Here is a 25,085-nt window from a genome sequence, read left to right on the forward strand (position 1 = left end):
TGGCTATTTTCGGGGGCCGATCACGCCAAGCCAGGCGTAGCCGCGATAAAGCGTTCTGAAATGGAAGGTTGCGCCGATCCGTTCGGATTCCGATACAAGGACGTCGCGCAGCGGGGCGCGCGGCTCGACATGGAATTTCCGCAGCCAGCCGCGCAGCAAGGTCCTGAACCAGCGCGGCAGGCCTTCCTGCTGGCCGAAATCGACGACATGCAGCGAACCGCCGGGTGCAAGCGCGGCGAGCGCCGCCGAAACCGTGTTTTCCCAACCGGGGATCATCGACAGCGAATAGGATACGAAGACGCGGTCGAAACGCGCGGTGCCGAAAAGCGCTTTCGCGTCGAAATCCGTGGCGTCGCCGCGCGCCAGGTCGACCCTTGCCGCAAGTCCTTCGCGGGCCATTGCGGCCTTGGCCGTTTCCAGCATTTCGGCCGAGATATCGAGGCCGAAGAAGCGGGCGTCCGGATAGCAGCGGGCGGCGAGCACGATGTTGCGGCCGGTGCCGCAGCCGAGCTCGAGCACGGTGCCGCCTGGCGGCACGTCGAGCCCGCCAATCAGCCGGTCGCGGCCGAGCAGGTAGTATTTACGGGTGAGGTCGTAGATGTGGCGCTGCCAGCGATAGACGCCATCCATCAGCTCGGCATGGCTGGCCGGCAGCTCCGTCGTGCTCATGCGGCGCGCTTCACGTAGAGATGGAAGCCGCCATAGATTGCCGAGCGGTCCTTGGCCGAGAATTCGCGCGAGGCCTGGCTGTCATAGTGCCACTGGTCGAGCAGGGAGTTGGAGACGCGGCCGGGCAGCAGGCTGGGCTCGGCCGCGGTGCGGAAGATCACGCGCGCGCCAACCGAGGCCGTGCGGGTGATCTCGGTCCACAGATCGTTGAGCAGGTCGTCTGTCATCCAGTCCTGCGCGTCGAGCAGGACGAAACGGTCGACCGAGCCCGCATCCTTGCCGGCCAGGAATTTGATCAGGTTGGCATGATGGATGGCGACGCGATCGATGTTGGCGCGGATCGTCTCGTAATTGCGCTTTTCCAGATAGGCGGGAAGCGCAGCCTCGCCGGGTTCCGGGTAGCGGCGGGCAAATGCCTGCCAGGCAAAATAGTTGTTCTTCAGCGGGAAATCGCAGGCGAGCTTTTCCAGCCGTGCTTTCAGGACACTCGCCATCGAGCCGTCGCCAGAGGTAATCAGCGAATCGTACTGTGCCGGCGGGATGCCGAGGCCGAACAGCGAGGCCTTGCGCGACGTCGCCCAGCGCAGGAGCTTCTTGTCGAAGATCGGCGCCAACTCCTCGTTGAAGAAGCGACGCTGCTCGCCGATGTTTTCGGCCTTCATGATGCCGGCCGGATCGACGCCGAACAGCTTGCCGACGCGGTGGCCTATGGCGATGAACAGGCCAAGCAAGCCGGTCTGATAGAAGTTGCGGTCGAAGACCGAGATGCGGCGCTTGCCGCGCCAGTTCCTGCGTTCCCAGTAGTGGCGGCTGACCGGATCGAGATGCGGCGCGATGAAACGGTCGTAGGCTTGCGAATTGTGGCTGGTGTCGGCGGCGCCGAAGAAGCGGAACAGGTCGCCCTGCGACGGCAGATGGCGAACCGCTTCCAGCTTCATGCGGTTCAGCGCGATGTGCGCGGCGTTGAGGTCGACGGCGTCGACCCGGGCCGGCGAGCGGGTCAGGTAAGCCAGAATGTTGCAGCCGCCTGACGCGATTGTGACGATGCGATGGCCGGCGCCGAGCTGCATGGCCTCGATGTCGACGTCCGGGTCCTCCCAGATCTGCGGATAGACGAGGCCGGAAAACAGGAAGGCGAAAAGCCGCTCGGAAATACCGTCCTTCGACAATGCCCGGTTCTGGTAGACCGCTTTTCCGACTTCCTTGCCGCGCCGAAAAACGAGTTCTCCCGAAACATCCGACATGGCAAGGTGATTCCCCGTTTGCGTTGGCGCAAGCGGGTAGCGCAGCGTCATGACAGACAGGTGACAGCCTGTTGACGTTAAGTTTACGCTTCCCTCACGCCTTGCCGAATCCGCCGGGCGTCGGCGTGACGACGATGACGGCCTCGCCGGCATCGAGCGTGGTCTGGTCGCAGGCCTTCAGCACATCGACCGACCCATCGTTGCGCCTGATCTTGGTCGAGCCGGCCTCGCCGTCGCCGCCGCCGTTCAGACCTTGGGGCGGGCGGTTGCGGTGCGAGGAGAGGATCGCGCATTCCATTTTTTCAAGGAAGCGGATGGTGCGCTCGGTGCCGTCTCCGGCGTTCCACTTGCCCTTGCCGCCGGAGCCCCCGCGGATGTGGAAATCCTCCAGCACGACCGGGAAGCGCAGTTCCAGCACCTCGGGGTCGCTGAGCCGCGAATTGGTCATGTGCGTGTGGACGCCGGAGGTGCCGGCGAAGCCGCGGCCCGAATTCATCCGGCCGGCAGGCGAGCCCGAGCAGATCGTCTCGTAGTACTGGTATTGCTTGTTGCCGAAGGTGAGGTTGTTCATCGTGCCTTGCGCGTTGGCCATCGCGCCCATGGCGCCGAAGAGGGCATTGGTGACGTGCTGCGACGTCTCGACATTGCCGGCGACGACGGCGGCAGGGTAGGACGGTTTGAGCATGCAGCCGTCGGGAATGACGATGTTGATCGGCCGCAAACATCCGGCATTCATTGGGATCATGTCCTCGACCATGACGCGGAAGGCGTAGAGCACGGCGGCCCGGGCGACCGGCTCCGGCGCGTTGAAATTGTTCTTCTCGACCTTCGAGGTGCCGGTGAAGTCGACCGTCGCCTCGCGCTTTTCCCGGTCGACGGTAATCCTGACCTTGATCACCTGGCCGGTGTCGGTCGGGTATTCGTAGTCGGAGCTGTCGGGCAGCCGTTCCAGCACGCGGCGCACGCTCTCGGCGGCATTGTCCTGGACATGACCCATATAGGCCTCGACGACATCGAGGCCGAAATGCGCGACCATCTTGCGCAGCTCCGCCACGCCCTTTTCGTTGGCGGCGATCTGCGCCTTGAGGTCGGCGATGTTCTGGGCGGGATTGCGGGCAGGGTAGGGATGGTCGGTCAGCAGCGTTTCCAGCTCCTTCTCGCGGAAACGGCCGCGATCGACGATGCGGAAATTGTCGAACAGCACGCCTTCCTCGTCGACGGTGGTAGCCAAAGGCGTCATCGAGCCGGGCGCCGTGCCGCCGACATCGGCGTGGTGGCCGCGGGAAGCCGCCCAGAACAGGATTTCCTTGCGCGCATCATCGAACACCGGCGTCACCACGGTGATATCGGGCAAATGCGTGCCGCCATTGTAAGGCGCGTTGAGCGCGAAGACGTCGCCCGGATGGATGTCGCCCGAGTTCAGGCGGATGACGGTTTCGACCGAGCGGTCCATGGACCCGAGATGCACCGGCATGTGCGGCGCGTTGGCGACCAGCGCGCCGCTGCGGTCGAACACGGCGCAGGAAAAGTCCAGCCGTTCCTTGATGTTGACCGAATAGGCGGTGTTCTGCAGCGTCACGCCCATCTGCTCGGCGATCGACATGAAAAGGTTGTTGAAGACCTCCAGCATAACCGGATCGGCTTCGGTGCCGAGCGCCGCTTGCCGGCGCTTCCTTTCGACACGACGCAGGAGCACATGGTTCCTGGCCGTGATCTCGGCCTGCCAGCCCGGCTCGACGACGATGGTCTGGTTCGGCTCGATGACGAGCGCGGGGCCGGCCACCTTATGGCCGAGCTTCAGATCCTCGCGCCGGAAAATGCCGGCATCGCGCCAGGCACCGTCGGCGAAGAATTGCCGATTCTGCCAGGGACTTGCCGTTCTGTCTTCGAGTTCTGATTCGCTTTCTCCGCGTCTGTCGGTTCCGGCATCACTGCCTTCGACGCCGACCGCCTCGACGATCATCGGCTTGTTCTCGTAGACGAAGCCGAACTGTGCCTTGTGGGCTGCCTCGAAATCGCCTCTCGCCCGGAAGATCGAGCCATGCTCGAAATTCACCGGCAGCGCCGTGTCCGTGCCGTCATAGCGGATTTGCAGGATCGGCTTGGAGGCGATGGCGGCTTCCGCAATGCCTTGCGCGGCAAGCTCGGCGATGACGTCTTGGCGCAGTGCCGCAATCAGGTCCTCGATAGAGGAGCGGGACTCTTCGGCGAGTGGTTTGAGCAAGGCCTGCTGGCGCGAGGCGAAAACCGTTGACAGCCCGATGCCGTAAGCCGAAAGCAGGCCCGAGAATGGGTGGATGAGCACCGCTTCCATGCCGAGCGCATCGGCGACCAGGCAGGCATGCTGGCCGCCGGCGCCGCCAAAGCAGTTCAAGAGGTATTCGGTGACATCGTAGCCGCGCTGCACCGAGATCTTCTTGATGGCGTTAGCCATGTTCTCGACGGCGATGGTGACGAAGCCCTCAGCTACCGCTTCCGGCGAGCGCCCATCGCCGATCTCGGCGGCCAAAGCCATGAATTTTTCGCGCACGGCGTCGACGTCGAGCGGCTGGTTCTGGCTGGGGCCGAAGATCGCCGGGAAGACATCGGGCTGCAGCTTGCCGAGCATGACATTGGCGTCGGTGACGGCGAGCGGCCCACCACGTCGGTACGCGGCAGGCCCGGGATTGGCGCCGGCGGAGTCAGGGCCGACGCGGAAGCGGCCGGCCTCGTAATGCAGGATCGAGCCGCCGCCGGCCGCGACGGTGTGGATGCGCATCATAGGCGCGCGGATGCGCACTCCGGCGACTTCGGTGTCGAACGCGCGCTCGTATTCGCCGTCATAATGGGCGACGTCGGTCGAGGTGCCACCCATGTCGAAGCCGATGACCTTGTCGAAGCCGGCAAGCTTCGCCGTCTCGACCATGCCGACGACGCCGCCGGCCGGGCCGGACAAAAGCGCATCCTTGCCCTGGAACATGTCGGCGGCTGTCAGCCCGCCCGACGACATCATGAACATCAGGCGGGGGCCGGCACCCAACTCTCCCGCAACCTTCTGCACGTAGCGCGACAGGATCGGCGACAGATAGGCATCGACCACCGTGGTGTCGCCGCGGCCGACCAGCTTGATGAGCGGCGAGACCTCGTGGCTGACCGAGATCTGGCTGAAGCCGATCTTGCGGCAGACCTTGGCCACGGCCTTTTCGTGGTCCGGATATTTCCAGGCATGCATGAAGACGATGGCGACCGCGTCGATGCCGTCGGCCTTGGCCTGCTCGATCGCCGGGCGGCAGGCGGCAATGTCAAGCAGGTGCTCGACATTGCCGTCGGCGCGCACGCGCTCGTCGATCTCGATGACGCGCTCGTAGAGCTGCTCCGGCAGGATGATTTCCTTGGCGAAAATATCGGGCCGCGCCTGATAGGCGATGCGCAGCGCGTCGCGAAAACCCTTGGTGATGAGCAGGAGCATGCGGTCGCCCTTGCGCTCGAGCAGCGCGTTGGTGGCGACAGTGGTACCCATCTTGACGTCGCCGATCCGGTCCGCGGGAATGGCGCTGCCGGATTTAAGCCCAAGCAGATCGCGGATGCCCTGGATGGCGGCATCGGCATACGCTTCAGGGTTCTCAGACAGAAGCTTGCGCGGATGCAATTGGCCTTGCGGATCGCGGCCGATGATGTCGGTGAAGGTGCCGCCCCGGTCGATCCAGAAATCCCATTTCTCGTTGGCTGCGGCGTCCGACATCCGATTATCCAATGTATGCGAGCTAAAGCCTTGTTAGTTCGCCTTTTTAGCCCCGGCAATCGCCCGTTGATGTTACATACCGAAACGCAACGTTACGAAACCGCGGGCTGCTTGATGCATTTCTTCTGCGACCCGTTCACCGAAACGTGAACGTTTACCGAAGGAGAGATACCATGAAGAAGCTCATTCTAGCGTCTGTTTCGGCGCTCGCCCTGATGGGGGTCGCGGCATGTAGCAACAGTGGTACCGGTACAGACAACACAACCACCCAGAGCACCAATCCGCCGGCTGCTGAACAGCCGATGAAGCCGGCTACGCCTGATGCTACAAAGCCCGCCGAACCGGCTCCGGCAAAACCTGCTGCACCCGCGCAGTAAACGTCAATCCGCTCAAATCGGGAAGGCCGGCCAAGTGCCGGCCTTTCTTTTTTTGTCTTTGTCGGGACTGCGGCCAGCAATCGGCGGACCTGCGGCATCGTCCCTGCTTGATAGCGGTGGCCGGTTCGCACTAAGAAGCCGGCATGTCGATTTGGGACCGCCTCGGCGACTTCATCGCTCGTGTTTCGTCGTCGGCGTCCTCGGGCGTCGCCGATGTCGTCGAGGCCGTGCGGACAGTGTTCTCCGGCGACGCGGACCTACGCCGGCGCGTTGCCTTCTCCGTGGCGATGATCGCGCTCTCGGCCAAGATGGCCAAGGCCGACGGCATCGTTACCCAGGATGAAGTGCGCGCCTTCCAGGAAATCTTCGAGGTGCCGCCGAGCGAAACGCGCAACGTGGCGCGTCTCTACGACCTCGCCAAGCGTGACGTTGCCGGGTTCGAGATCTATGCCCAGCGCATGGCGCAGCTTTGCGGTTCCGGTCATCCGAATTGCATGATGCTGGAGGACATACTCGACGGGCTGTTCCACATCGCCAAGGCGGACGGGCTGATCCACGAGCGGGAAGGGCAATTCCTGCATCGCATCGCCGAGATTTTCCGGATCGACGAGGCGCATTACCAGGCGATCCTGTCGCGTCACGTCAATCTCGGTGCCGCAGATCCTTATGTCGTTCTCGGCATCGAGCGCGGCAAGCCGTTCGAGGAGGTCAGGAAGCGCTACCGCAAGCTGATCTCCGACAATCACCCGGACAGGCTGATCGCCCGCGGGCTGCCGCAGGAGTTCATCAAGATCGCCACGACAAGGGTCGCCGCGATCAATGCCGCCTATGAGATGATCGAACGGGGTCTCAGGCACGTATGAGCGGTTTCCTGCCCGACCAGCCGGGTGCCGAGGTCAGGGTGTCGCCGAATTTCGGCCCGCGACGCGAGACGTTCAGGCCCGACATGATCGTGCTGCACTATACCGGCATGGCAACAGGCGCCGGCGCCGAGGCTTGGCTGTGCGATCCGGCAAGCGAGGTGTCCTCGCACTATCTTGTCCATGAGGACGGCCGGATCGTGCAGATGGTGCGCGAGAGCGACCGCGCCTGGCATGCCGGCAAGAGCTCGTGGTTCGGGCGCACCGACATCAACTCCTGCTCGGTCGGTATCGAGATCGTCAATCCGGGGCATTCGCTCGGCTACAAAGCCTTTCCGAAGCGGCAGATCGATGCCGTCATCAGCCTGTGCGCGGGGATCACCGACCGGCATTCCATTGCACCGCAAAGGGTGCTGGCACACTCTGATGTGGCGCCGGGGCGCAAGGTCGACCCGGGCGAGAAGTTTCCCTGGAAAGCGCTTTTCGCGGCCGGCGTCGGCCATCTCGTTCCCGCGGCTCCGATCAGGCAGGGAGCGGCGCTGAAGGCGGGTGACACCGGCGCCGAGATCGAGGCGCTGCAGTCGATGCTGGCGCTCTATGGTTATGGCGTCGAGATAACGGGGGTCTTCGATCGCCAGACGGAAATCGTCGTGGCGGCGTTTCAGCGGCATTTCCGGAGGCGGCTCGTCGATGGCGTGGCGGATAGCTCGACGATCCGCACGCTGCAACGGTTGCTGGCTGCCGTAAAGGCAACCAAATCCAAATAGTCTGGCTAGGCTGTCTAAATTACAATTTGTCATACAAAGTGAATTGCCTCGCCTTCATTGGCGCCAAATCGCTCTCCAAACGCATCTCCCGCAAGTTGTCGGATATCTATCCCGCAAAGATGCTCCGATGTTGAATTGGCCAAGCTGCGCGAAGTTCTTCGTGCGGTTCTAACAGAACAGGACTACATGCAGAGATTGACCGTTTTAGCGGCAGCCGTTGCTGCCGGAGTGATGACTTTTTCCTTCAGCCCAGCGAACAGCTCGCCATTGAGCCTGCGGGCGGCCGACAACGGGTTCGCGGCAGCGCCCGTAGCGCAGAAGGCAGCCTCGGACACCAAAACCTCAAAAACCAAGAACGTCGCCCAGGCAAAAGTGCCGAAAGCAGCCCCAGCGCGGTCGGCGAAATCAACGGTCAAACGCAGTGCAAGGCGCGGCAGGCAAACGATCGATCTGACGGCGACAGCCTCCATCCGTCCCGAAAAGACCACCCTGTCGTCGTCCGCTCCGGGCGACGGCCAGTATTCGGCGATCATCGCCCGTTATGCGGCGAGCTATGGCGTTCCGGTGTCGCTCGCCAAGGCCGTCATCAAGATCGAAAGCAATTACCGCCCGAACATGGTCGGCAGCGCGGGCGAGATCGGCCTGATGCAGATCAAGCCGGCGACGGCGCGGATGATGGGCTATACGGGTTCGGTCAAGGGACTGTTCGATCCCGACACCAACATCAGATACGGCATGAAGTACCTCGCCATGGCGCAAGGCCTCGGCGGCGGCACGACCTGCGGCACGATCCTCAAATACAATGCCGGCCATGGTGCGACGCGGATGAATCCGGTTTCAGCCGCCTATTGCAGCAAGGTGAAGGTGCAGATGGCGGCGGTCGGCTCGCCTGCCTAAAAGCGGCGACAGCTGCTTTTTCGTTTGCGTTTTCAGGTGCGAACCCCTTTATACGCGCTTGCCAGCTGGCCGGGCGGCCGCGCCCGCGAGAGCCGAAAGGCTGCGGGTGAGGAAAGTCCGGGCTCCATGGAGACACGGTGCCGGCTAATGGCCGGCGGGGGAAACCCCAGGGAAAGTGCCACAGAAAGCAAACCGCCGCGGCATTTGCCGCGGCAAGGGTGAAAGGGTGGGGTAAGGGCCCACCGCGCGACTGGCAACAGGAGCGGCACGGCAAACCCCACCGGGAGCAAGACCGAATAGGGGCGGTGCGAAGGGAAACCTTCGAGGGCTGTTTCCGGCCCACCGCCCGGGTAGGTTGCGTGAGGCGTGTGGCAACACGCGCCCAAGATGAATGGCCGCCACGTTCTCGCGCCGCAAGGCGCGAGGGCCATACAGAACCCGGCTTACAGGCCAGCTGGCATTTTCCGACATTGCGATTGTTGCGCGAAATCAGAAGCTTGTGCCAGCCGGTGCCGCTTTCGATTCACCTTTGGGCGCGGTGCCGTCTCCACTGCTCGCACCATGCTTCCCTTGAAAGTGGTGCGATTAAATCGTACCTTGCTCGAAAGCATAGGAGCGCGTCATGGGCCAGGTCGACAAACGCAGCATCACGCTTTCGCCCGAACTGGCGCAGGCAGTCGACGACGTGGTCGCCGCCGGCGAGTACGCTTCGGCAAGCGAGGTGATCCGGGATGCGCTCAGGCAATGGAAGGACCGGCGCGACCTGCTCGGCTATACTGTCGAGGAACTGCGCAAGCTGGTGCAAGAAGGGATCGACAGCGGGCCGGGCCGGCTCGTGTCGATGGATGAGATAAAGGCTGAAGCGCGCAGGCGCTGGAAGTCAAGCGGAGCGGCATGAGCTCTCTGCCCATCGTTCGAGCCGCGCAGGCTGAAGAAGACCTGATCGCCATCTCGCTTTACGTCGCAGCCGACAATGAAGCTGCAGCGGATCGTCTGCTCGATCGCATCGAAGGGCGCTGGCGACAATTGGCCGCCTGTCCCTTATCCGGCCCTCCTCGTGACGACATCGCGCCGGGCATTCGCCATCTTATCGTCGGCGAGTATTTGACCCTGTACCGCGTCAGCGGCGACGCGATCGAATCCTTCGTGTACTCCATGGCAGGCGCCAGATCGGAGCCGACGATCTGGCGCCGTGATAACCTTAGCTGCTGATCTTATCCAACGACGCCTCGATCGCCTGCCACAATACCTCCACCGGCTCGCAGCCGATAGCCAGCCTTACGAAGCCAGGCGGCACGGCGTCTCCGCGCTTCGAGCGCCGTTCGGCCGATGTATGCACGCCGCCAAACGAAGTCGCCGATTCAATCAGGGCGCAATTGTCGATGAAATCCTCGGCCTTTTGCTCCGAGGCCAGTTCGAACGAGATGAGGAAGCCGAAGCGTTCCATCTGCGCTCGCGCCAGATTGTGCGAGGGGTCGCCCTCGAGGCCTGGAAAGCGCAGGCCGCTCACGGCGCGATGCCCCTTGAGACGACGAGCGATCGTTTCCGCCGAAGAGCACATGCGGTCGAAGCGCACCTCCAATGTTTCGAGGCCGCGATGCACGAGCCAGGCCTCGAACGGGCCGGGGATGCCGCCGGCCGTCTCGCGCCAATCCTTGACCCTTGCGACAATATCCGGATCGCGGCTGGCGACATGGCCGAACAGCACATCCGAGTGACCATTGATTGCCTTGGTGTCGGCCGACACGACGATATCGGCGCCGAGGTCGAGCGGGCGCTGGCCGAAGGGCGTCATCGTGGTGTTGTCGACGATGAGGAGCGCGCCTTGCTCGTGGGCGGCCTCGGCGACGGCGGCGATGTCGCAGATGTCGAGCCGCGGATTGGACGGGGTTTCAACGAAGACCAGCCGGTAGCCGGCGAAACCGCCGTCTAACATGTTAGACGTCGCTCTCACGTCATAGGGGACGCCGAGCGGTTTCAGGAAACGCTCCGCCAGCGCGCGTGTCGTGTGGTAGCCGTCCGAGGGCAGGAGGATGCGGTCGCCCGATTTGACGAGCGCGAAAAATGCCGCCGAAATCGCCGCCATTCCCGATGGAAAGGCGACGCATTGCGCATCTTCCAGATGGCCAAGCACATGCTCGACAGCATGCCAGGTCGGATTGCTGAAGCGGCCATATTGATCGAAGCCGGTCGCGTCGCCCGGCGAATGAAAGATCGAGGCCATGATCAGCGGCAAGGGGATCGGATCGCCCTTGGCGAAATCGCCGCTGCGCAGATGGGCAAGTGTCGCGGCGCGTGACTTCGCGGTTTCGGACATGGGCTCATTCCTTCGCTGAACAGAGGTTCGACGCTAGGCGCGCCGGCTGTTCCCAGCAAGCCGCGTCTTTTTGGGCCAGATCGTTCTAAACGCTTCGTTAGGCTTAATGGACGATAAAGACGGGACGTGCCGTCAGCCTGCTCCTTCTAGTTGTGACGCATGCGTTTGTGATGCCTCTTCCCGTTGACGCCCATAGTGCCCCATGATATCCCATTCGCATCATCAAGCCTTCGTTCCGCGTCAGGGTGAAGCGTGCGCCAATCGGGCAGTCGCGGCGGCTGCGCGTTTGCCGGTTTTCGCCTTGGTGAATGAAGCGATTTATCGCGAGGCGATGCGCGGCGGCGGCGCGGAGAAAAACATGGGAAGGGGTGCGGCGGGGACAGCGGCCGTAACATGTAGTGGACCGATTTCTGTCGAACGCAGTGAACAGGATCGATGCGAAGGGGCGGGTGTCCGTCCCGGCGCATTTCCGCGCGGTCGTGCAGAAACGTGGCTATGCGGAGCTCTATGCGCTACGCTGCCTGGATCTTCCGGCGATGGACGTCGGCGGGCTCGATCTGCTCGACCGCTACGAGCAGCGGATCGCGATCGAGGATCCCTTCCTGCAGACGGCGGACGATATGTCGTTCTTCTGCCATGGCGACGGGACGTTCCTGAAACTCGACCAGGACGGCCGCATCACGATGACCGATTTCATCCGCGAGCACACGGGCATCTCGAACGAGGTGGCGTTTGTCGGCCGCGGCAATTTCTTTCAGGTCTGGGAACCGGGCCGGCTTGCCGCTTATGGCGCGCAGGCGCGGGCCAGGCTTTTGCAGCTTCGGCAGGGGACGAAGCCTGGGGAGCGACCGGAATGATGGCTGGCCACGGCGATGATCCTCACGCCGTTGGCGGACTGGTCCGTCACATTCCGGTCCTCCTTGCCGAAGTGCTGGAGGCGCTTCAGCCCAAGGCCGGCGAGACGATCATCGACGGGACGTTCGGCGCTGGCGGCTACACCGGCGCCATCCTCGAGCGCGGCGCCTCGGTCGTGGCCATCGACCGCGACCCGGATACGATCGCCGCTGGCCGGGCTCTGGAGCGGCGGGCCGGCGGCAGGCTCAAGCTCGTGCAGGCGCCGTTCTCGACGCTGGACGAACAGGTCGATAGCGCTGACGGCGTCGTGCTCGACATCGGCGTTTCTTCCATGCAGCTCGACCAGGCCGAGCGCGGCTTTTCCTTTCGCGCCGACGGGCCGCTCGACATGCGCATGGCGCAGGTCGGCCTGAGCGCCGCCGACGTCGTCAACACATTCAAGGCGGGTGACCTTGCCCGCATCTTCGGTTTTCTCGGCGAGGAGCGGCATGCCGGCCGCATCGCCCGCATGATCGAGGGCCGGCGCGAGAAGCGGCCTTTCGAGCGCACGCTTGACCTCGCGGACGCCATCGCCACCCATATCGGCCGAGCGCCGAAGGACAAGATCCATCCGGCCACACGCGTCTTCCAGGCGCTGCGCATCTTCGTCAACGACGAGCTTGGCGAGCTGGCGAGCGCGCTGTTTGCCGCCGAGCGCGTGCTCAGGCCCGGCGGGCGGCTTGCGGTGGTCACCTTCCACTCGCTGGAGGACCGCATCGTCAAGCGCTTCATCGCCGATCGCGCCGATGCGGCATCGGGCTCGCGCCACATGCCCGACGCGCCGGCGCGGCTGGCGACCTTCCGCAGATCCGGCGGCGGGGTCACGCCGGGAGAGGCCGAGATCGCCGCCAATCCGCGGGCACGCTCGGCCAGGCTGCGCGCGGCAATCCGTACCGACGTGCCGGCGCGCGCCGGCGATTTTTCGATTTTCGGTCTTCCAAAGCTTCCCGCCGTCGAGCGGCCGGGGGAGAGGTAAGCACGTGTTTCGTACCAGCGACATAGTCCTGATCGCCGTCATGGTCTCGGCGGCGGCGTTGACCTACAAGACCAAGCGTGAAGCCGAGGACCAGCTGGCGGCGGTGCAGAAGATCCAGGCACAGATCCGCTACGAGGAAGACACGATCGATCTCCTGAAGGCCGACTGGAGCCTGCTCACCCAGCCGGCGCGGCTGCAGAAGCTTGCCGAAATCTACAAGTCGCAGCTTGGGCTCGAGCCGCTCAATGCCCACCAGATCGGCGGCCTCGACGACGTGCCCGTGAAGCCGGTCAACATCGAGGACCTGTCCTCGCAGCGGCTTGGCGGCATGGCCGACAATTCCGGCAAAGGGCCCTCGGGCGGCAAGGATCCTGTGGTGACGGGGAGCACCGTTCAATGATCAGCAGGCTTCCAAGGATCGGTAACCTCTTGAAACGTCGAAAGAAGGTGGCTGAGGAGGGCTCGATCGTCGTCGACGCCGCCCGCAAGGCGACCGGTGGCAAGGCCAGAACCCGCATCGTCATGACGATGGCGGTGTTCTTCACCATTTATTCGACGATTGCCGGCCGGCTGGTCTATCTCGGCTTGCAGAATCCGGATACTTCGGGCGGCCCGCAGAGCCGGGTGACCGCTTCACGGCCGGATATCGTCGATCGCAACGGCGAGGTGCTGGCGACCGACATCAAGACCGCATCGCTGTTCGCCGAGCCGCGCCGCATCGTCGATGCCGACGAGGCGATCGAAAAGCTCTCGACGGTGCTTCCCGAGATCGACTATGAGCAGACCTATCATAAGCTGAAGAGCGGCGCCGGCTTCGTCTGGCTGCAGCGGCAACTGACGCCGAAGCAGCAGGCCGACATCATGGCGCTCGGCATACCAGGGCTCGGCTTCCGCACCGAAAAGCGCCGCTTCTATCCGAGCGGCGAGACGTCTTCCTACGTTGTCGGGCTCACCAACATCGACAATCAGGGCATCTCCGGCATGGAGAAATATATCGACGACCAGGGTCTGACCGACCTCCAGGCGTCGGGACTGGCGGTGGCCAGAGACCTGAAGCCGGTGAAGCTGTCGATCGACCTGCGCGTCCAGCACGTGGTGCGCGACGAGGTAGCGACCGGCATGGAGCGGTTCCACGCGATAGCTGCGGGTGCGGTCGTCCTCAACATCAAGACCGGCGAAGTGCTGGCCATGGCCTCGGTGCCGGATTTCGATCCCAACAATCCCTACAACGCTCAGGACAAGGACCGGCTGAACCGCATGTCGGCCGGCCTCTACGAGATGGGCTCAACCTTCAAGAGCTTCACCACCGGCATGGCGCTCGATTCCGGCAAGGTGACGCTGGAGAGCCGCTTCGACGCGTCGCGTCCGATCAGGATCGGCCGCCAGACCATCCATGACTTCCACAGCAAGGGCCGAGTGCTTTCGGTGCCTGAAGTGTTCATTTATTCGTCCAACATCGGCTCGGCCAAGGAAGCCGAGGCCGTCGGCATCGAAGGGCATCGCGAGTTTCTGCATCGGCTTGGCGTGCTCGAAAAGATGCAGACGGAATTGCCGGAAGTGGCGCGCCCGACCGAACCGAAAGTCTGGAAACAGGTCAATTCGATCACCATCGCCTTCGGCCATGGCGTCTCGACGACGCCGCTGCAGACCGCCGTCGGCTGCGCCGCACTGATGAGTGGCTACCTTATCGAGCCGACTTTTCTGCCGCGTACGGCGGAAGAGGCAATGCAGGTAGCCAAGAAGGTGGTCAAGGAAAAGACCGTGGAAGGGATGCGCTATCTCTACGCGCTCAACGCCGAGAAGGGTTCGGGCAAGAACGCCAGGGTTCCGGGCTACCGCGTCGGCGGCAAGACCGGCACAGCGGAGAAGGTCGTCAACGGACGCTACTCGAAGGAAAAGAACTTCAATGCCTTCGTCGCCGCTTTCCCGATGGACGATCCACAATATATCGTGCTGACGATCGCCGACGAGCCGAAGCCGGAAAAGCCCGGCATGGGGGCCACCGCCGCCTCGAACGCGGGCATCATGGCAGCCAACATCATCAGGCGTGCGGCTTCCATGCTTGGCGTGAAGCCAGATTTCAGCCATGAAAATGGTGCAACGCTGGTTTCCTATCAGTGATTCTTGGGGCGCGCCGGCAACTGCGCGCTATTTTGTTGCGATGAACGGGACTCGATGCACCTGAAAGATCTAGCCGGTATCCTGCCTGTCGAGGGGACAGCTTCCCGCGATCTGGAGGTTACCGGAATTTCCTCCGATTCCCGCCAGGTAAGACCGGGCGTCGTCTTCTTCGCGCTTGCCGGCAGCAAGGCCGATGGCGCGGCCTACGCGGCTGACGCCGCCGGCCGCGGTGCCGCCGCGATCGTCGCCGGCCGCGGCAACGCGATCTCAGGACTGCCGATCCCGGTCCTTGCTGTGGACGATCCACGCCGGGCATTGGCGCTGAGCGCCGCGCGCTTCTTCGGCAAGCAACCCGGGACAATGGTCGCCGTCACCGGCACCAGCGGCAAGACGTCGGTTGCCGCGTTCACCCGTCAGATCTGGGAGCAGGCGGGTTTTGCCGCCGCGTCGATCGGGACGACGGGCGTGGTGGCGCCAGGGCGCAACGAGTATGGTTCTCTGACCACGCCGGATCCGGTGGCGCTGCACCAGTTGCTCAAGGAACTGGCGGACGCAGGGGTGACGCACGCCTCGATGGAGGCTTCCAGCCATGGTCTCGACCAGCGCCGTCTCGACGGGGTCAAGCTTGCCGCCGGCGGCTTCACCAATCTCGGCCGCGACCACATGGACTACCATCCGACGGTCGAGGACTATCATCGCGCCAAGCTGCGGCTGTTCGACACGCTGCTGCCGAAGGGCGCGCCGGCAGTGATCTTCGCCGACGATCCCTGGTCGGAGCCGACGATTCATGCCGCGCGAACAGCTGGCCTGAACGTGCTGACCGTCGGCCGCCATGGCGAATTCCTCACGCTCAAGCGCGTCGAGCATGAGCGGCGGCGCCAGCGTGCCGAGGTCGAGGCCGACGGCTTGCTTTACGAGATCGACCTGCCGCTGGCCGGCGATTTCCAGATCGCCAATGCGCTGGTTTCGGCCGGTCTTGCGATCTCGACTGGAACATCGACCGGCAAAGCCTTGGCAGCATTGGAGAAACTGAAAGGCGCACCGGGCCGGCTCGACCTTGTCGGCACGACGGCAGCCGGCGCTCCGGTCTATGTCGACTACGCGCATAAGCCCGACGCGCTGGAGAACGTGCTCTCTTCGGTGCGCCCCTTCACCACGGGCCGCGTCGTCGTCGTGTTCGGCTGCGGCGGCGATCGAGACCGCGGCAAGCGTCCGATCATGGGCGAGATCGCCACCCGGCTCGCCGACGTCGTTATCGTCACCGACGACAATCCGCGCACCGAAATTCCGGAAACCATTCGCGCGGCAATCCTTGCCGCGGCACCCGGCGCCATCGAGATCGGCGACCGCCGCAAGGCGATACATGAGGCGGTCGCCATGCTTCATGCCGGCGACACGCTGATCGTTGCCGGCAAGGGGCATGAAGAAGGCCAGACGATCGGCACCGAGACTTTCCACTTCTCCGATCATGAGGAAGTGCGCGAGGCGCTCCAGGAGCGCGTCGCATGAGCTTGCTCTGGACGTCGGAGGCACTCGTCGAGGCCATGGGAGGTCGGCCGATAGGCTCGCTGCCGGCAGGCATCACCGGCATCTCCATCGACAGTCGCAGCCTCGAGCCCGGGAACGCCTTCTTCGCCATCAAGGGCGAGACGATGGACGGCCACGATTTCGCGACCGCGGCGGTGAAGGCGGGTGCTGCCGTGCTGGTCGTCGCCGAGGGCAAGCTGCCGTCGCTCGGAAGGCTTACGGCACCGATGATCGTGGTACAGGACGTGCTCGCAGCCCTTGAAAAGCTCGGCGTTGCGGCTCGCGCGCGGTCAAGGTCCAAGATCATCGCGGTGACCGGTTCCGCCGGCAAGACGACGACCAAGGAAGCGCTGCGCCATGTGCTGTCTGCCGTCGGCAAAGTGCATGCCTCCGCGCAATCGTTCAACAACCACTGGGGCGTGCCGCTGACCTTGGCGCGCATGCCGCAAGACTGCGACTACGCGGTTTTCGAGATCGGGATGAACCATCCGGGCGAGATCAGGCCGCTCGTCAGGATGGTCAGGCCGCATGTCGCGATCGTGACGCTGATTGCCGCCGCGCATCTCGGCTTCTTCAAGAATCTCGACGAAATCGCCATGGCCAAGGCCGAGATTTTCGAGGGCATAGAGCCCGGCGGCGCAGCACTGCTCAACCGCGACGATCCGCGCTGGAAGCTGCTCGGGAAAATGGCGAGAGAGGCCGGCGTCGAGCATGTCTTTGGCTTCGGCGAAAACGTCCGCTCGGCCTTCCGCCTTGTCGGCTGCGAGCTTCATGCCGACCATTCCGACATCGCCGTCAAAATCGGCAAGAAGGACGTGACGGCCCGTGTCGGGGCGCCTGGCCGACACATCGTACAGAATGTGCTTGCCGTGTTGGGGGCCGCGCAACTGGTCGGCGCCAACCTCGACAAGGTGGCAGCAGCGCTTGCCGACCTCTCGGCCGAGCGCGGGCGCGGCAGGCGCCACATATTGCGTCATCCGAACGGCCCGATCACGCTGATCGACGAGAGCTACAATGCCAACCCGGCGTCGATGGCGGCAGCCATGGCTCTGCTCAACGCCACGCCTGTCTCAGGCGAGGGCAGGCGCATCGCCGTGCTTGGCGACATGCTGGAGCTCGGCGGCCATTCGGCGAAACTCCATGCAGCGCTGGCCGAGCTCATCGTCGGTACCGGGACGCGCAACGTCTTTCTCGGCGGTCCGGAGATGCGGGCGTTGGCCGACGTTCTGCCCTCCGATGTCGAAACCGAATACCGGTCAGGCGCGGAAGAGCTGAAACCGGTCGTGATGTCGGCAATCAGGCCGGGCGACGTGGTCATGGTCAAGTCGTCGAAAGGCATCGGATTTTCAAAGCTGGTCGAGGCATTGCTCGGCAAATTTCCGGCGGAAGCCACAACCATCGAACCGACCTGAGGTCGGGATCCGGGGGACGGATGCTCACTTTACTCGTTGATTTCGCGGACAAGATCTCGGCCTTCAATGTCTTCCGCTACATCACTTTTCGCACCGGCGGCGCGCTGATCACGTCGGCGCTGATCGTCTTCATATTCGGGCCGACGATCATCAATTCGCTGCGGCTTCGCCAAGGCAAGGGCCAGCCGATCCGAGCCGACGGACCGCAGACGCATTTCAAGAAGGCGGGAACGCCGACCATGGGCGGGCTGATGATCCTGTCCGGCATCATCGGCTCCTCGCTCTTGTGGGCGAACCTCTCCAGCATCTATGTCTGGGTGGTGCTTCTGGTCACCGTCGGCTTCGGCTCGATCGGCTTTTACGACGACTATCTCAAGGTCACCAAGCAGTCGCATCTGGGCTTTTCCGGCAAGGCGCGGCTGGCGATCGAATTCGTCGTCGCCGGCATCGCCGCCTGGGTGATCATGCATAATGGCCAGGCGCCGTTTTCGTCCTCGCTGACCTTCCCCTTCGCCAAGGAATTCCTCATCAATCTCGGCTGGTTCTTCGTGCCGTTCTCCTGCTTCGTCATCGTCGGCGCGGGCAATGCGGTGAACCTGACCGACGGCCTCGACGGCCTGGCGATCGTGCCGATCATGATCGCGGCGGCATCCTTCGGCGTCATCGCCTATCTTTCCGGCAATGCGGTCTTCGCTGAATACCTGCAGATCCACTTCGTTCCCGGCACCGGCGAGCTCGCCGTCGTGCTCGGCGCGGTGATCGGCGCCGGCCTCGGCTTCCTGTGGTTCAACGCCCCGCCGGCCGCGATCTTCATGGGCGATACCGGCTCGCTGGCGATGGGTGGTCTGATCGGCACCATCGCGGTCGCCACCAAGCACGAGATCGTGCTGGTCATCGTCGGCGGCCTGTTCGTGGTCGAGATCCTGTCGGTCATCATCCAGGTTGGCTACTTCAAGATGACCGGCAAGCGCGTCTTCCTGATGGCGCCGATCCATCACCATTTCGAAAAGCTGGGCTGGACCGAGAGCCAGGTGGTGATCCGCTTCTGGATCATCGCCGTCATCCTGGCGCTGGTCGGCCTCTCCACCCTCAAGCTCAGATAGGATACCGCTTGATCGCCGCCGCTTCCTTCGCAGGCAAACGCGTTTCGCTCTTCGGGCTCGGCGGTTCGGGGATTGCCACCGCGCATGCGCTGATCGCCGGCGGCGCCGAGATCCTCGCCTGGGACGACAATCCCGACAGCGTCGCCAAGGCGGCCGCCGCCGGCATTGCGACCGGCGACCTGCGCGCCGCAGACTGGCAGCGCTTCGCAGCCTTCGTCTTGTCCCCCGGCGTGCCGCTCACGCATCCGAAGCCGCATTGGGCGGTGGAGCTGGCGCGCGGCGCCGGCGTCGAGGTGATCGGCGACATCGAGCTGTTCTGCCGCGAGCGCATCCAGCGCGCGCCGACCGCACCCTTCATCGCAATCACCGGCACCAACGGCAAGTCTACGACCACGGCGCTGACGGCGCACATACTGAAATCGGCCGGACGTGATACCCAAATGGGCGGCAATATCGGCCGCGCCGTCATGACGCTCGATCCACCGGAACCCGAGCGGCACTATGTGGTGGAGTGCTCCTCCTACCAGATCGATCTCGCGCCCTCGATCAATCCGACTGCCGGTATCCTGCTCAACCTAACGCCCGATCATCTCGACCGTCACGGCACGATGGCGCATTACGCCTCGATCAAGGAAAGGCTGGTCGCCGGCAGCGACGCCGCGATCATCGGCGTCGACGATTCCTGGTGCGCCCAGATCGCCGACCGGCTGGAGCGAGCCGGAAAGCAAGTGATCCGCATCTCCAAGCGCCTGCCGCTGACCGACGGCTATTTCGCCGACGGCACCAATCTGATGGAGGCCGTGAACGGCCGTTACAGCCGTGTCGCTTTCCTCGAAGGCATCGGCTCGCTGCGCGGCCAGCACAATGCGCAGAACGCGCTCGCCGCCGTCACGGCCTGCCTCAGGGTCGGTCTCGAGCTTGGCGAGATCCAGGCGGGGCTGGAAAGCTTCCCCGGGTTGGCGCACCGCATGGAGCAGGTCGGCCGCAAGGACCATGTTCTGTTCGTCAACGATTCCAAAGCGACCAATGCCGACGCGGCGGCACCCGCGCTGTCGAGCTTCAACCGCATCTACTGGATCGCCGGCGGCCTGCCCAAGGAGGGCGGCATCGAACCGCTGCGCGGCTTCTTCCCGCGCATCGCCAAGGCTTATCTGATCGGCGAGGCAGCACCTGCTTTCTCCGCCACTCTCGGCGAGGCGGTGCCTTACGAAATCTCCGGAACGCTGGCGGCCGCGGTCGAGCATGCCGCCCATGACGCCGCGGGCGACATCGGTGGCGAAGCGGTGGTGCTGCTTTCGCCGGCCTGCGCCAGCTTCGACCAGTTCAAGAATTTCGAGGTTCGCGGCGAAGCCTTCAGGCAAGCTGCGACTGCTATTGATGGAGTGAAACCCATCGGAGGGCCACGTTGATGCAAAGCCGTCTCGACAAAAGTCCAGTCGCAACCTGGTGGTGGACGATCGATCGCTGGTTCCTGGCGGCATTCCTGTCGCTAATGGGGCTGGGCATCGTCCTGTCCTTCGCGGCAAGCCCAGCGGTCGCCGAGCGCATCGGCCTCGACAGCTTCCACTTCGCCACAAGGCAGATCATCTTCACCATCCCAGCGCTTGTCGTGATGCTGGCCGTTTCCTTCCTGGAAGCACGGCAAATCAGGCGCATGTCGCTGGTGATGATCTGCATCATGCTGGTGCTGATGGTGGCGGTGCTCTATATCGGCGTCGAGGTGAAGGGTGCGCGGCGCTGGGTGTCGCTGGCCGGGCTTTCGATCCAGCCATCCGAATTCCTGAAGCCTGCCTTCGTCATCATTTGCGCCTGGCTGTTCGCCGAGCACAAGCGCCAGCCCGACATCCCCGGCAATCTCTTCGCCATGCTCTTGCTTGCGCTGGTGATCTCGCTGCTCGTGGCACAGCCTGATCTCGGCCAAACAATGCTGGTGCTGGGCACGTGGGGTGTGATGTTCTTCATGGCCGGCTTGCCCTGGTTCTGGATCGTCGCACTGGGTGCCGCCGGCGTCGGCGGCGTGTTCGCTGCCTATACCGTCTTCCCGCACGTCGCCGCCCGCATCGACAAGTTCCTCACCGGCGAAGGCGACACATTCCAGGTCGACATGGGCCGCGAAGCGCTGATCAATGGCGGCTGGTTCGGCGTTGGCCCGGGCGAGGGGACGGTGAAGCGGGTCATTCCGGACAGTCACGCCGACTTCGTGTTCTCGGTCGCGGGCGAGGAGTTCGGGCTGATCATGTGCTTCTTCATCATGTCGATCTTCGCCTTCATCGTGCTGCGCGGATTGAGCATCGCACTCAAGGAGCATGACGATTTCACCCGCTACGCCGTTGGTGGGCTGGTCACCATCTTCGGCCTGCAATCGGCCATCAACATGTGCGTGAACCTGCAGCTGATGCCCGCCAAAGGCATGACACTGCCCTTCATCTCCTATGGCGGCTCCTCGCAGATCGCGATTGCCGTCTCGATGGGCATGGTGCTGGCGCTGACGCGCAGACATCCCGAAAAGCGCAAGCAGATGGGCTATGCTTTCTCGCAGCGCACTATCGCGGCGGAATGAGGCTGGATGTCGAAGGGTGTTATCCTGCTTGCGGCCGGCGGAACAGGCGGGCATCTGTTCCCGGCCGAGGCGCTTGCGCATGAACTGATCGAGCGCGGCTGGAAGGTGCATCTTGCCACCGACCACCGCGCCGAACGCTATTCGCGCCAGTTTCCCGCCGTCGAAGTCCACTCGATCGCGTCGGCGACATTAGGCTCGAAAAATCCCATTGCCATGCTCTCGGCCTTCTGGAGCATCTGGCAAGGCGTGCGGCAAGCGGGGCGGGTGATCGCCAGGATCAAGCCCGAGGCCGTCGTCGGCTTCGGCGGCTATCCGATGCTGCCGCCGCTCTATGCGGCGACCCGGCGCAAGGTGCCGACGCTGATCCATGAGCAGAACGCCGTCATGGGCCGCGCCAACAAGGCGTTGTCGAGCCGGGTCGACGCGATTGCCGGCGGCTTCCTGCCGGAAGGGGCAAGTGCCGCCGGCGCCAAGACGGTGACCACCGGCAATCCGGTCAGGCCGCAAATCCTCGAAGCGGCGAAGACGCCCTACACGGTGTCCAACGACGGCGAACCGTTCCGCTTCCTGGTGTTCGGCGGCAGCCAGGGCGCGCAGTTCTTTTCCGACGCCGTGCCGGCGGCGATCGCGCTCCTGGCCGAAGCGCAGCGCAAACGGCTGGCGATCACCCAGCAAGCGCGGGCCGAAGACGTGGCGCGAGTAAAGGCGGCGTACGCCAGTCTCGGCGTCGACGCGCAGGTCTCGCCCTTCTTCACCGACATGGCGGCGCGCATGGCGGCGGCGCATCTGGTGATGTCGCGCTCCGGCGCCTCGACCGTGTCGGAAATCGCCGTCATCGGCCGCCCGGCGCTGCTGGTGCCGTATCCGCATGCCCTCGATCACGACCAGGCGGCGAATGCCGCGGCACTCGCTGCCGCCGGCGGCGCCGAGCTCCATCCGCAGTCGACGCTATCAACCGAGCGGATTGCCGAGCTGGTCGGCGGGCTGATGCAGGACCCGGGCCGGCTGACGGCGATGGCCGCGGCCTCCCGTTCGGCCGGAAAACCGGACGCGGCGCGGTTGCTCGCCGATCTGACAGAGGCTATTGCGTCCGGCAAAACGGTTTGGGACTATAGGAGGACGCGCGCATGAAAATGCCGCAGACGATCGGCCTCGTGCATTTCATCGGCATCGGCGGCATCGGCATGAGCGGCATCGCCGAGGTGCTGCACAATCTCGGCTACAAGGTGCAGGGCTCCGACCAGGCGGACGGCGCCAATGTGCAGCGGCTGCGCGACAAGGGCATCGAGTGCTTCGTCGGCCACAAGGCCGAGAATATCGGCGACGCCGAGGTGGTTGTCGTGTCGACGGCCATCAAGAAATCCAATCCCGAGCTCAAGGCGGCGCGCGAAAAACTGCTGCCGATCGTGCGGCGTGCAGAAATGCTCGCCGAGTTGATGCGCTTCCGCCAGGCGGTCGCCATCGGCGGCACGCATGGCAAAACGACGACCACTTCGATGGTGGCGACGCTGCTCGAGGCCGGCGGGCTCGATCCGACCGTCATCAACGGTGGCATCATCAACGCCTATGGCACCAATGCGCGCATGGGCGACGGCGAATGGATGGTGGTCGAAGCCGACGAGAGCGACGGCACCTTCCTGAAGCTGCCGGCCGACATCGCGGTCGTCACCAACATCGATCCCGAGCACCTTGACCATTATGGCAGCTTCGACAAGGTGCGCGAGGCCTTCCGCCAGTTCGTCGAGAACGTGCCGTTCTACGGCTTCGGCGTGATGTGCATCGACCATCCAGAGGTGCAGGCGCTGGTCGGCCGCATCGAGGACCGGCGCGTCATCACCTATGGCGAGAACGCCCAGGCCGACGTGCGCTTCACCAATCACCGCATGGACGGAGCGATGTCGGAGTTCGACGTGGTGATCCGCGACCGGAAGGGCCGCGGCTCGACGACGATCAAGGACCTGCGGCTGCCGATGCCTGGCCGGCACAATGTCTCCAACGCGACGGCGGCGATCGCGGTCGCGCATGAGCTCGGCCTGTCGGCCGAGGCGATCAAGAGAGGCCTGTCGTCCTTTGCCGGCGTCAAGCGGCGCTTCACTCACACCGGCTCCTGGAACGGGGTCGAGGTTTTCGACGATTACGGCCACCATCCGGTCGAGATCGCGGCGGTGCTCAAGGCCGCGCGCGGTGCCACCAAGGGCCGCGTCATCGCGATCGCGCAGCCGCACCGTTTCACCCGGCTGCACGACCTGTTCAACGAGTTTTCCGTCTGCTTCAACGACGCCGACACGGTGATGGTGGCGCCGGTCTACCCGGCCGGCGAGGAGCCGATCGAAGGTGTCTCCTCGGACGCGCTGGTGTCGCGCATCCGCGCCGGCGGCCACCGCGACGCGCGCTATATCGAGGGCCCAGCGGCGATCGCGCCGACCATCCGCGACCTGGCCAAGCCCGGCGACTTCGTCGTCTTCCTCGGCGCGGGCAACATCACGCAATGGGCTTATGCGCTGCCCAAGGAACTTGGGGGAACGCTCTCATGATGCGCGGCCAAGCTCTGATAGACAAACTCGGCGACAAGCTTACCGGCCTGCGCGGCCGCATCACGCCCAACGCCGAGATGGACAAGATCACCTGGTTCCGTGCCGGCGGACTGGCGGAAGCGCTGTTCCAGCCGGCCGACGAGGAGGATCTCGCCGCTTTCCTGCGCGCCGTGCCGGAAGAGGTGCCGATCACGGTCGTCGGCGTCGGCTCGAACCTTCTGGTGCGCGACGGCGGCATCCCCGGTTTCGTGATCAGGCTGTCGGCCAAGGGCTTTGGCGAGGCCGAAGTCACCGGACCGACCACCATCGAGGCTGGCGCCGCGACACCGGACAAGCGCTTGGCGGCGGTAGCTTACGAAGCCGGCATCGGCGGTTTCCATTTCTATCACGGGATTCCAGGCGCCGTCGGCGGGGCACTGCGGATGAATGCCGGCGCCAATGGCGTCGAGACGCGCGAGCGGGTCGTCGAGGTGCGGGCGCTCGACCGCGCGGGCAATGTCCATACGCTGAGCAATGCCGACATGGGCTATGCCTATCGTCATTCGTCTGCGCCTGGCGGACTGATCTTCACCTCCGCCATCTTCGAGGGCATCCCGGAAGACAAGGCGGTCATCAAGGCGGCGATGGACGCCGTGCAGAACCATCGCGAGACGGTGCAGCCGATCCGCGAGAAGACCGGCGGCTCTACCTTCAAGAATCCCGAAGGCACTTCTGCCTGGAAGGAGATCGACAAGGCCGGCTGCCGCGGGCTGATGATCGGCGGCGCGCAGATGTCGCCGATGCACTGCAACTTCATGATCAACACCGGCACCGCGACCGGCTACGACCTCGAATATCTCGGCGAGACGGTGCGAGCGAGGGTGCTCGAGAATTCCGGCATCCGGCTGCACTGGGAGATCAAGCGGCTGGGCGATTTTCGCCCCGGCCACGCCGTGCAGGAATTCCTGGGGCAGCTTCTTTAGCTCGCTGCGATCTTCAAGTAGTGCTTGAACATGCCCAGTCGGCGACGACGTCAAGCGTTGCTGTAAAGACTCAACAACACGCTTTTCTCGCTCGTTTTCGCGGAAAGTGAATCTCTCGGAATCATAGGCACTTGCCAGGGAATC

Annotated in this window: 22 protein-coding genes and 1 other RNA gene; 19 read left to right on the plus strand and 4 right to left on the minus strand. The window is 64.1% G+C overall.

Annotated elements, in window-relative coordinates; all coding sequences use genetic code 11:
• Positions 1–3: 3 nt before the first annotated feature.
• The 3 genes from P9236_RS00850 to P9236_RS00860 are packed head-to-tail and all read right to left on the minus strand — an operon-like array spanning position 4 to position 5,634.
• Positions 4–669 carry a class I SAM-dependent methyltransferase gene (locus P9236_RS00850; RefSeq protein WP_278072716.1) on the minus strand — a complete coding sequence of 222 codons (666 nt, stop codon included), beginning with the start codon at positions 667–669 and terminating at the stop codon, positions 4–6.
• On the minus strand, positions 666–1,964 hold the full coding sequence (locus tag P9236_RS00855; protein WP_278072717.1) for a DUF3419 family protein: 1,299 nt from the start codon (positions 1,962–1,964) through the stop codon (positions 666–668). The genes P9236_RS00850 and P9236_RS00855 overlap by 4 nt, the downstream gene beginning before the upstream one ends.
• A 43-nt stretch (positions 1,965–2,007) precedes the next feature.
• The gene (locus P9236_RS00860) at positions 2,008–5,634 is read right to left on the minus strand and encodes a hydantoinase B/oxoprolinase family protein (protein ID WP_278072718.1); all 3,627 of its coding nucleotides are present in this window, start codon (positions 5,632–5,634) and stop codon (positions 2,008–2,010) included.
• A 173-nt stretch (positions 5,635–5,807) separates the two neighbouring features.
• Between P9236_RS00860 and P9236_RS00865 the strand changes: the two genes are divergently transcribed.
• From P9236_RS00865 to P9236_RS00895, 7 genes are all read left to right on the plus strand, one after another.
• Entirely contained in the window at positions 5,808–6,011 is a 204-nt protein-coding gene (locus P9236_RS00865) for a hypothetical protein (protein WP_278072719.1), read from the plus strand.
• Positions 6,012–6,154: 143 nt separating this feature from the next.
• Positions 6,155–6,874, plus strand: coding sequence for a DnaJ family molecular chaperone (locus tag P9236_RS00870; protein WP_278072720.1), 720 nt, complete (start codon positions 6,155–6,157; stop codon positions 6,872–6,874).
• A complete protein-coding gene (locus P9236_RS00875; RefSeq protein WP_278072721.1) occupies positions 6,871–7,638 on the plus strand; it encodes an N-acetylmuramoyl-L-alanine amidase in 768 nt (255 codons plus the stop codon). Before P9236_RS00870 ends, P9236_RS00875 begins: the two co-directional genes overlap by 4 nt.
• Positions 7,639–7,824: 186 nt before the next feature.
• The gene (locus P9236_RS00880; RefSeq protein WP_278072722.1) at positions 7,825–8,535 is read left to right on the plus strand and encodes a transglycosylase SLT domain-containing protein; all 711 of its coding nucleotides are present in this window, start codon (positions 7,825–7,827) and stop codon (positions 8,533–8,535) included.
• A 61-nt stretch (positions 8,536–8,596) separates the two neighbouring features.
• Positions 8,597–8,997, plus strand: an RNA gene (gene rnpB, locus P9236_RS00885) — RNase P RNA component class A.
• Positions 8,998–9,157: 160 nt separating this feature from the next.
• A complete protein-coding gene (locus P9236_RS00890; protein WP_278072723.1) occupies positions 9,158–9,433 on the plus strand; it encodes a type II toxin-antitoxin system ParD family antitoxin in 276 nt (91 codons plus the stop codon).
• Positions 9,430–9,747 carry a type II toxin-antitoxin system RelE/ParE family toxin gene (locus P9236_RS00895; protein ID WP_347405163.1) on the plus strand — a complete coding sequence of 106 codons (318 nt, stop codon included), beginning with the start codon at positions 9,430–9,432 and terminating at the stop codon, positions 9,745–9,747. The genes P9236_RS00890 and P9236_RS00895 overlap by 4 nt, the downstream gene beginning before the upstream one ends.
• On the opposite strand, the gene P9236_RS00900 is transcribed toward P9236_RS00895, so the two are convergent.
• Entirely contained in the window at positions 9,737–10,852 is a 1,116-nt protein-coding gene (locus P9236_RS00900; RefSeq protein WP_278072724.1) for a cystathionine gamma-lyase, read from the minus strand. The genes P9236_RS00895 and P9236_RS00900 overlap by 11 nt on opposite strands.
• Positions 10,853–11,250: 398 nt before the next feature.
• On the opposite strand from P9236_RS00900, the gene mraZ reads away from it, so the two are divergent.
• From mraZ to murB, 12 genes are read left to right on the plus strand one after another with little or no spacing between them, the layout of a single operon-like run.
• Positions 11,251–11,709, plus strand: coding sequence for a division/cell wall cluster transcriptional repressor MraZ (mraZ, locus tag P9236_RS00905; RefSeq protein ID WP_278072725.1), 459 nt, complete (start codon positions 11,251–11,253; stop codon positions 11,707–11,709).
• The gene (gene rsmH, locus P9236_RS00910; protein ID WP_278072726.1) at positions 11,706–12,722 is read left to right on the plus strand and encodes a 16S rRNA (cytosine(1402)-N(4))-methyltransferase RsmH; all 1,017 of its coding nucleotides are present in this window, start codon (positions 11,706–11,708) and stop codon (positions 12,720–12,722) included. Before mraZ ends, rsmH begins: the two co-directional genes overlap by 4 nt.
• 4 nt (positions 12,723–12,726) lie before the next feature.
• Positions 12,727–13,122, plus strand: coding sequence for a hypothetical protein (locus tag P9236_RS00915; RefSeq protein WP_278072727.1), 396 nt, complete (start codon positions 12,727–12,729; stop codon positions 13,120–13,122).
• Positions 13,119–14,843, plus strand: coding sequence for a penicillin-binding protein 2 (locus tag P9236_RS00920; protein WP_278072728.1), 1,725 nt, complete (start codon positions 13,119–13,121; stop codon positions 14,841–14,843). The genes P9236_RS00915 and P9236_RS00920 overlap by 4 nt, the downstream gene beginning before the upstream one ends.
• A 54-nt stretch (positions 14,844–14,897) precedes the next feature.
• The gene (locus P9236_RS00925; protein ID WP_278072729.1) at positions 14,898–16,352 is read left to right on the plus strand and encodes a UDP-N-acetylmuramoyl-L-alanyl-D-glutamate--2,6-diaminopimelate ligase; all 1,455 of its coding nucleotides are present in this window, start codon (positions 14,898–14,900) and stop codon (positions 16,350–16,352) included.
• On the plus strand, positions 16,349–17,782 hold the full coding sequence (locus P9236_RS00930) for a UDP-N-acetylmuramoylalanyl-D-glutamyl-2,6-diaminopimelate--D-alanyl-D-alanine ligase (RefSeq protein WP_278072730.1): 1,434 nt from the start codon (positions 16,349–16,351) through the stop codon (positions 17,780–17,782). Before P9236_RS00925 ends, P9236_RS00930 begins: the two co-directional genes overlap by 4 nt.
• Before the next feature lie 20 nt (positions 17,783–17,802).
• Positions 17,803–18,885 (plus strand): phospho-N-acetylmuramoyl-pentapeptide-transferase, encoded by a 1,083-nt coding sequence (mraY, locus tag P9236_RS00935; protein ID WP_066990736.1) that lies wholly within the window; start codon positions 17,803–17,805, stop codon positions 18,883–18,885.
• Between the two features lie 8 nt (positions 18,886–18,893).
• Positions 18,894–20,294, plus strand: coding sequence for a UDP-N-acetylmuramoyl-L-alanine--D-glutamate ligase (gene murD, locus P9236_RS00940; RefSeq protein WP_278072731.1), 1,401 nt, complete (start codon positions 18,894–18,896; stop codon positions 20,292–20,294).
• A complete protein-coding gene (ftsW, locus tag P9236_RS00945; protein ID WP_278072732.1) occupies positions 20,294–21,445 on the plus strand; it encodes a putative lipid II flippase FtsW in 1,152 nt (383 codons plus the stop codon). Before murD ends, ftsW begins: the two co-directional genes overlap by 1 nt.
• 6 nt (positions 21,446–21,451) lie before the next feature.
• Positions 21,452–22,576, plus strand: coding sequence for an undecaprenyldiphospho-muramoylpentapeptide beta-N-acetylglucosaminyltransferase (gene murG / locus P9236_RS00950; RefSeq protein WP_278072733.1), 1,125 nt, complete (start codon positions 21,452–21,454; stop codon positions 22,574–22,576).
• The gene (gene murC / locus P9236_RS00955) at positions 22,573–23,979 is read left to right on the plus strand and encodes a UDP-N-acetylmuramate--L-alanine ligase (protein WP_278072734.1); all 1,407 of its coding nucleotides are present in this window, start codon (positions 22,573–22,575) and stop codon (positions 23,977–23,979) included. The genes murG and murC overlap by 4 nt, the downstream gene beginning before the upstream one ends.
• Entirely contained in the window at positions 23,976–24,941 is a 966-nt protein-coding gene (gene murB, locus P9236_RS00960) for a UDP-N-acetylmuramate dehydrogenase (RefSeq protein WP_278072735.1), read from the plus strand. The genes murC and murB overlap by 4 nt, the downstream gene beginning before the upstream one ends.
• The last annotated feature ends 144 nt before the right edge of the window (positions 24,942–25,085 follow it).

Origin of the sequence: Mesorhizobium sp. WSM4884, from assembly GCF_029625675.1 — a bacterium.
GTDB lineage: Bacteria > Pseudomonadota > Alphaproteobacteria > Rhizobiales > Rhizobiaceae > Mesorhizobium.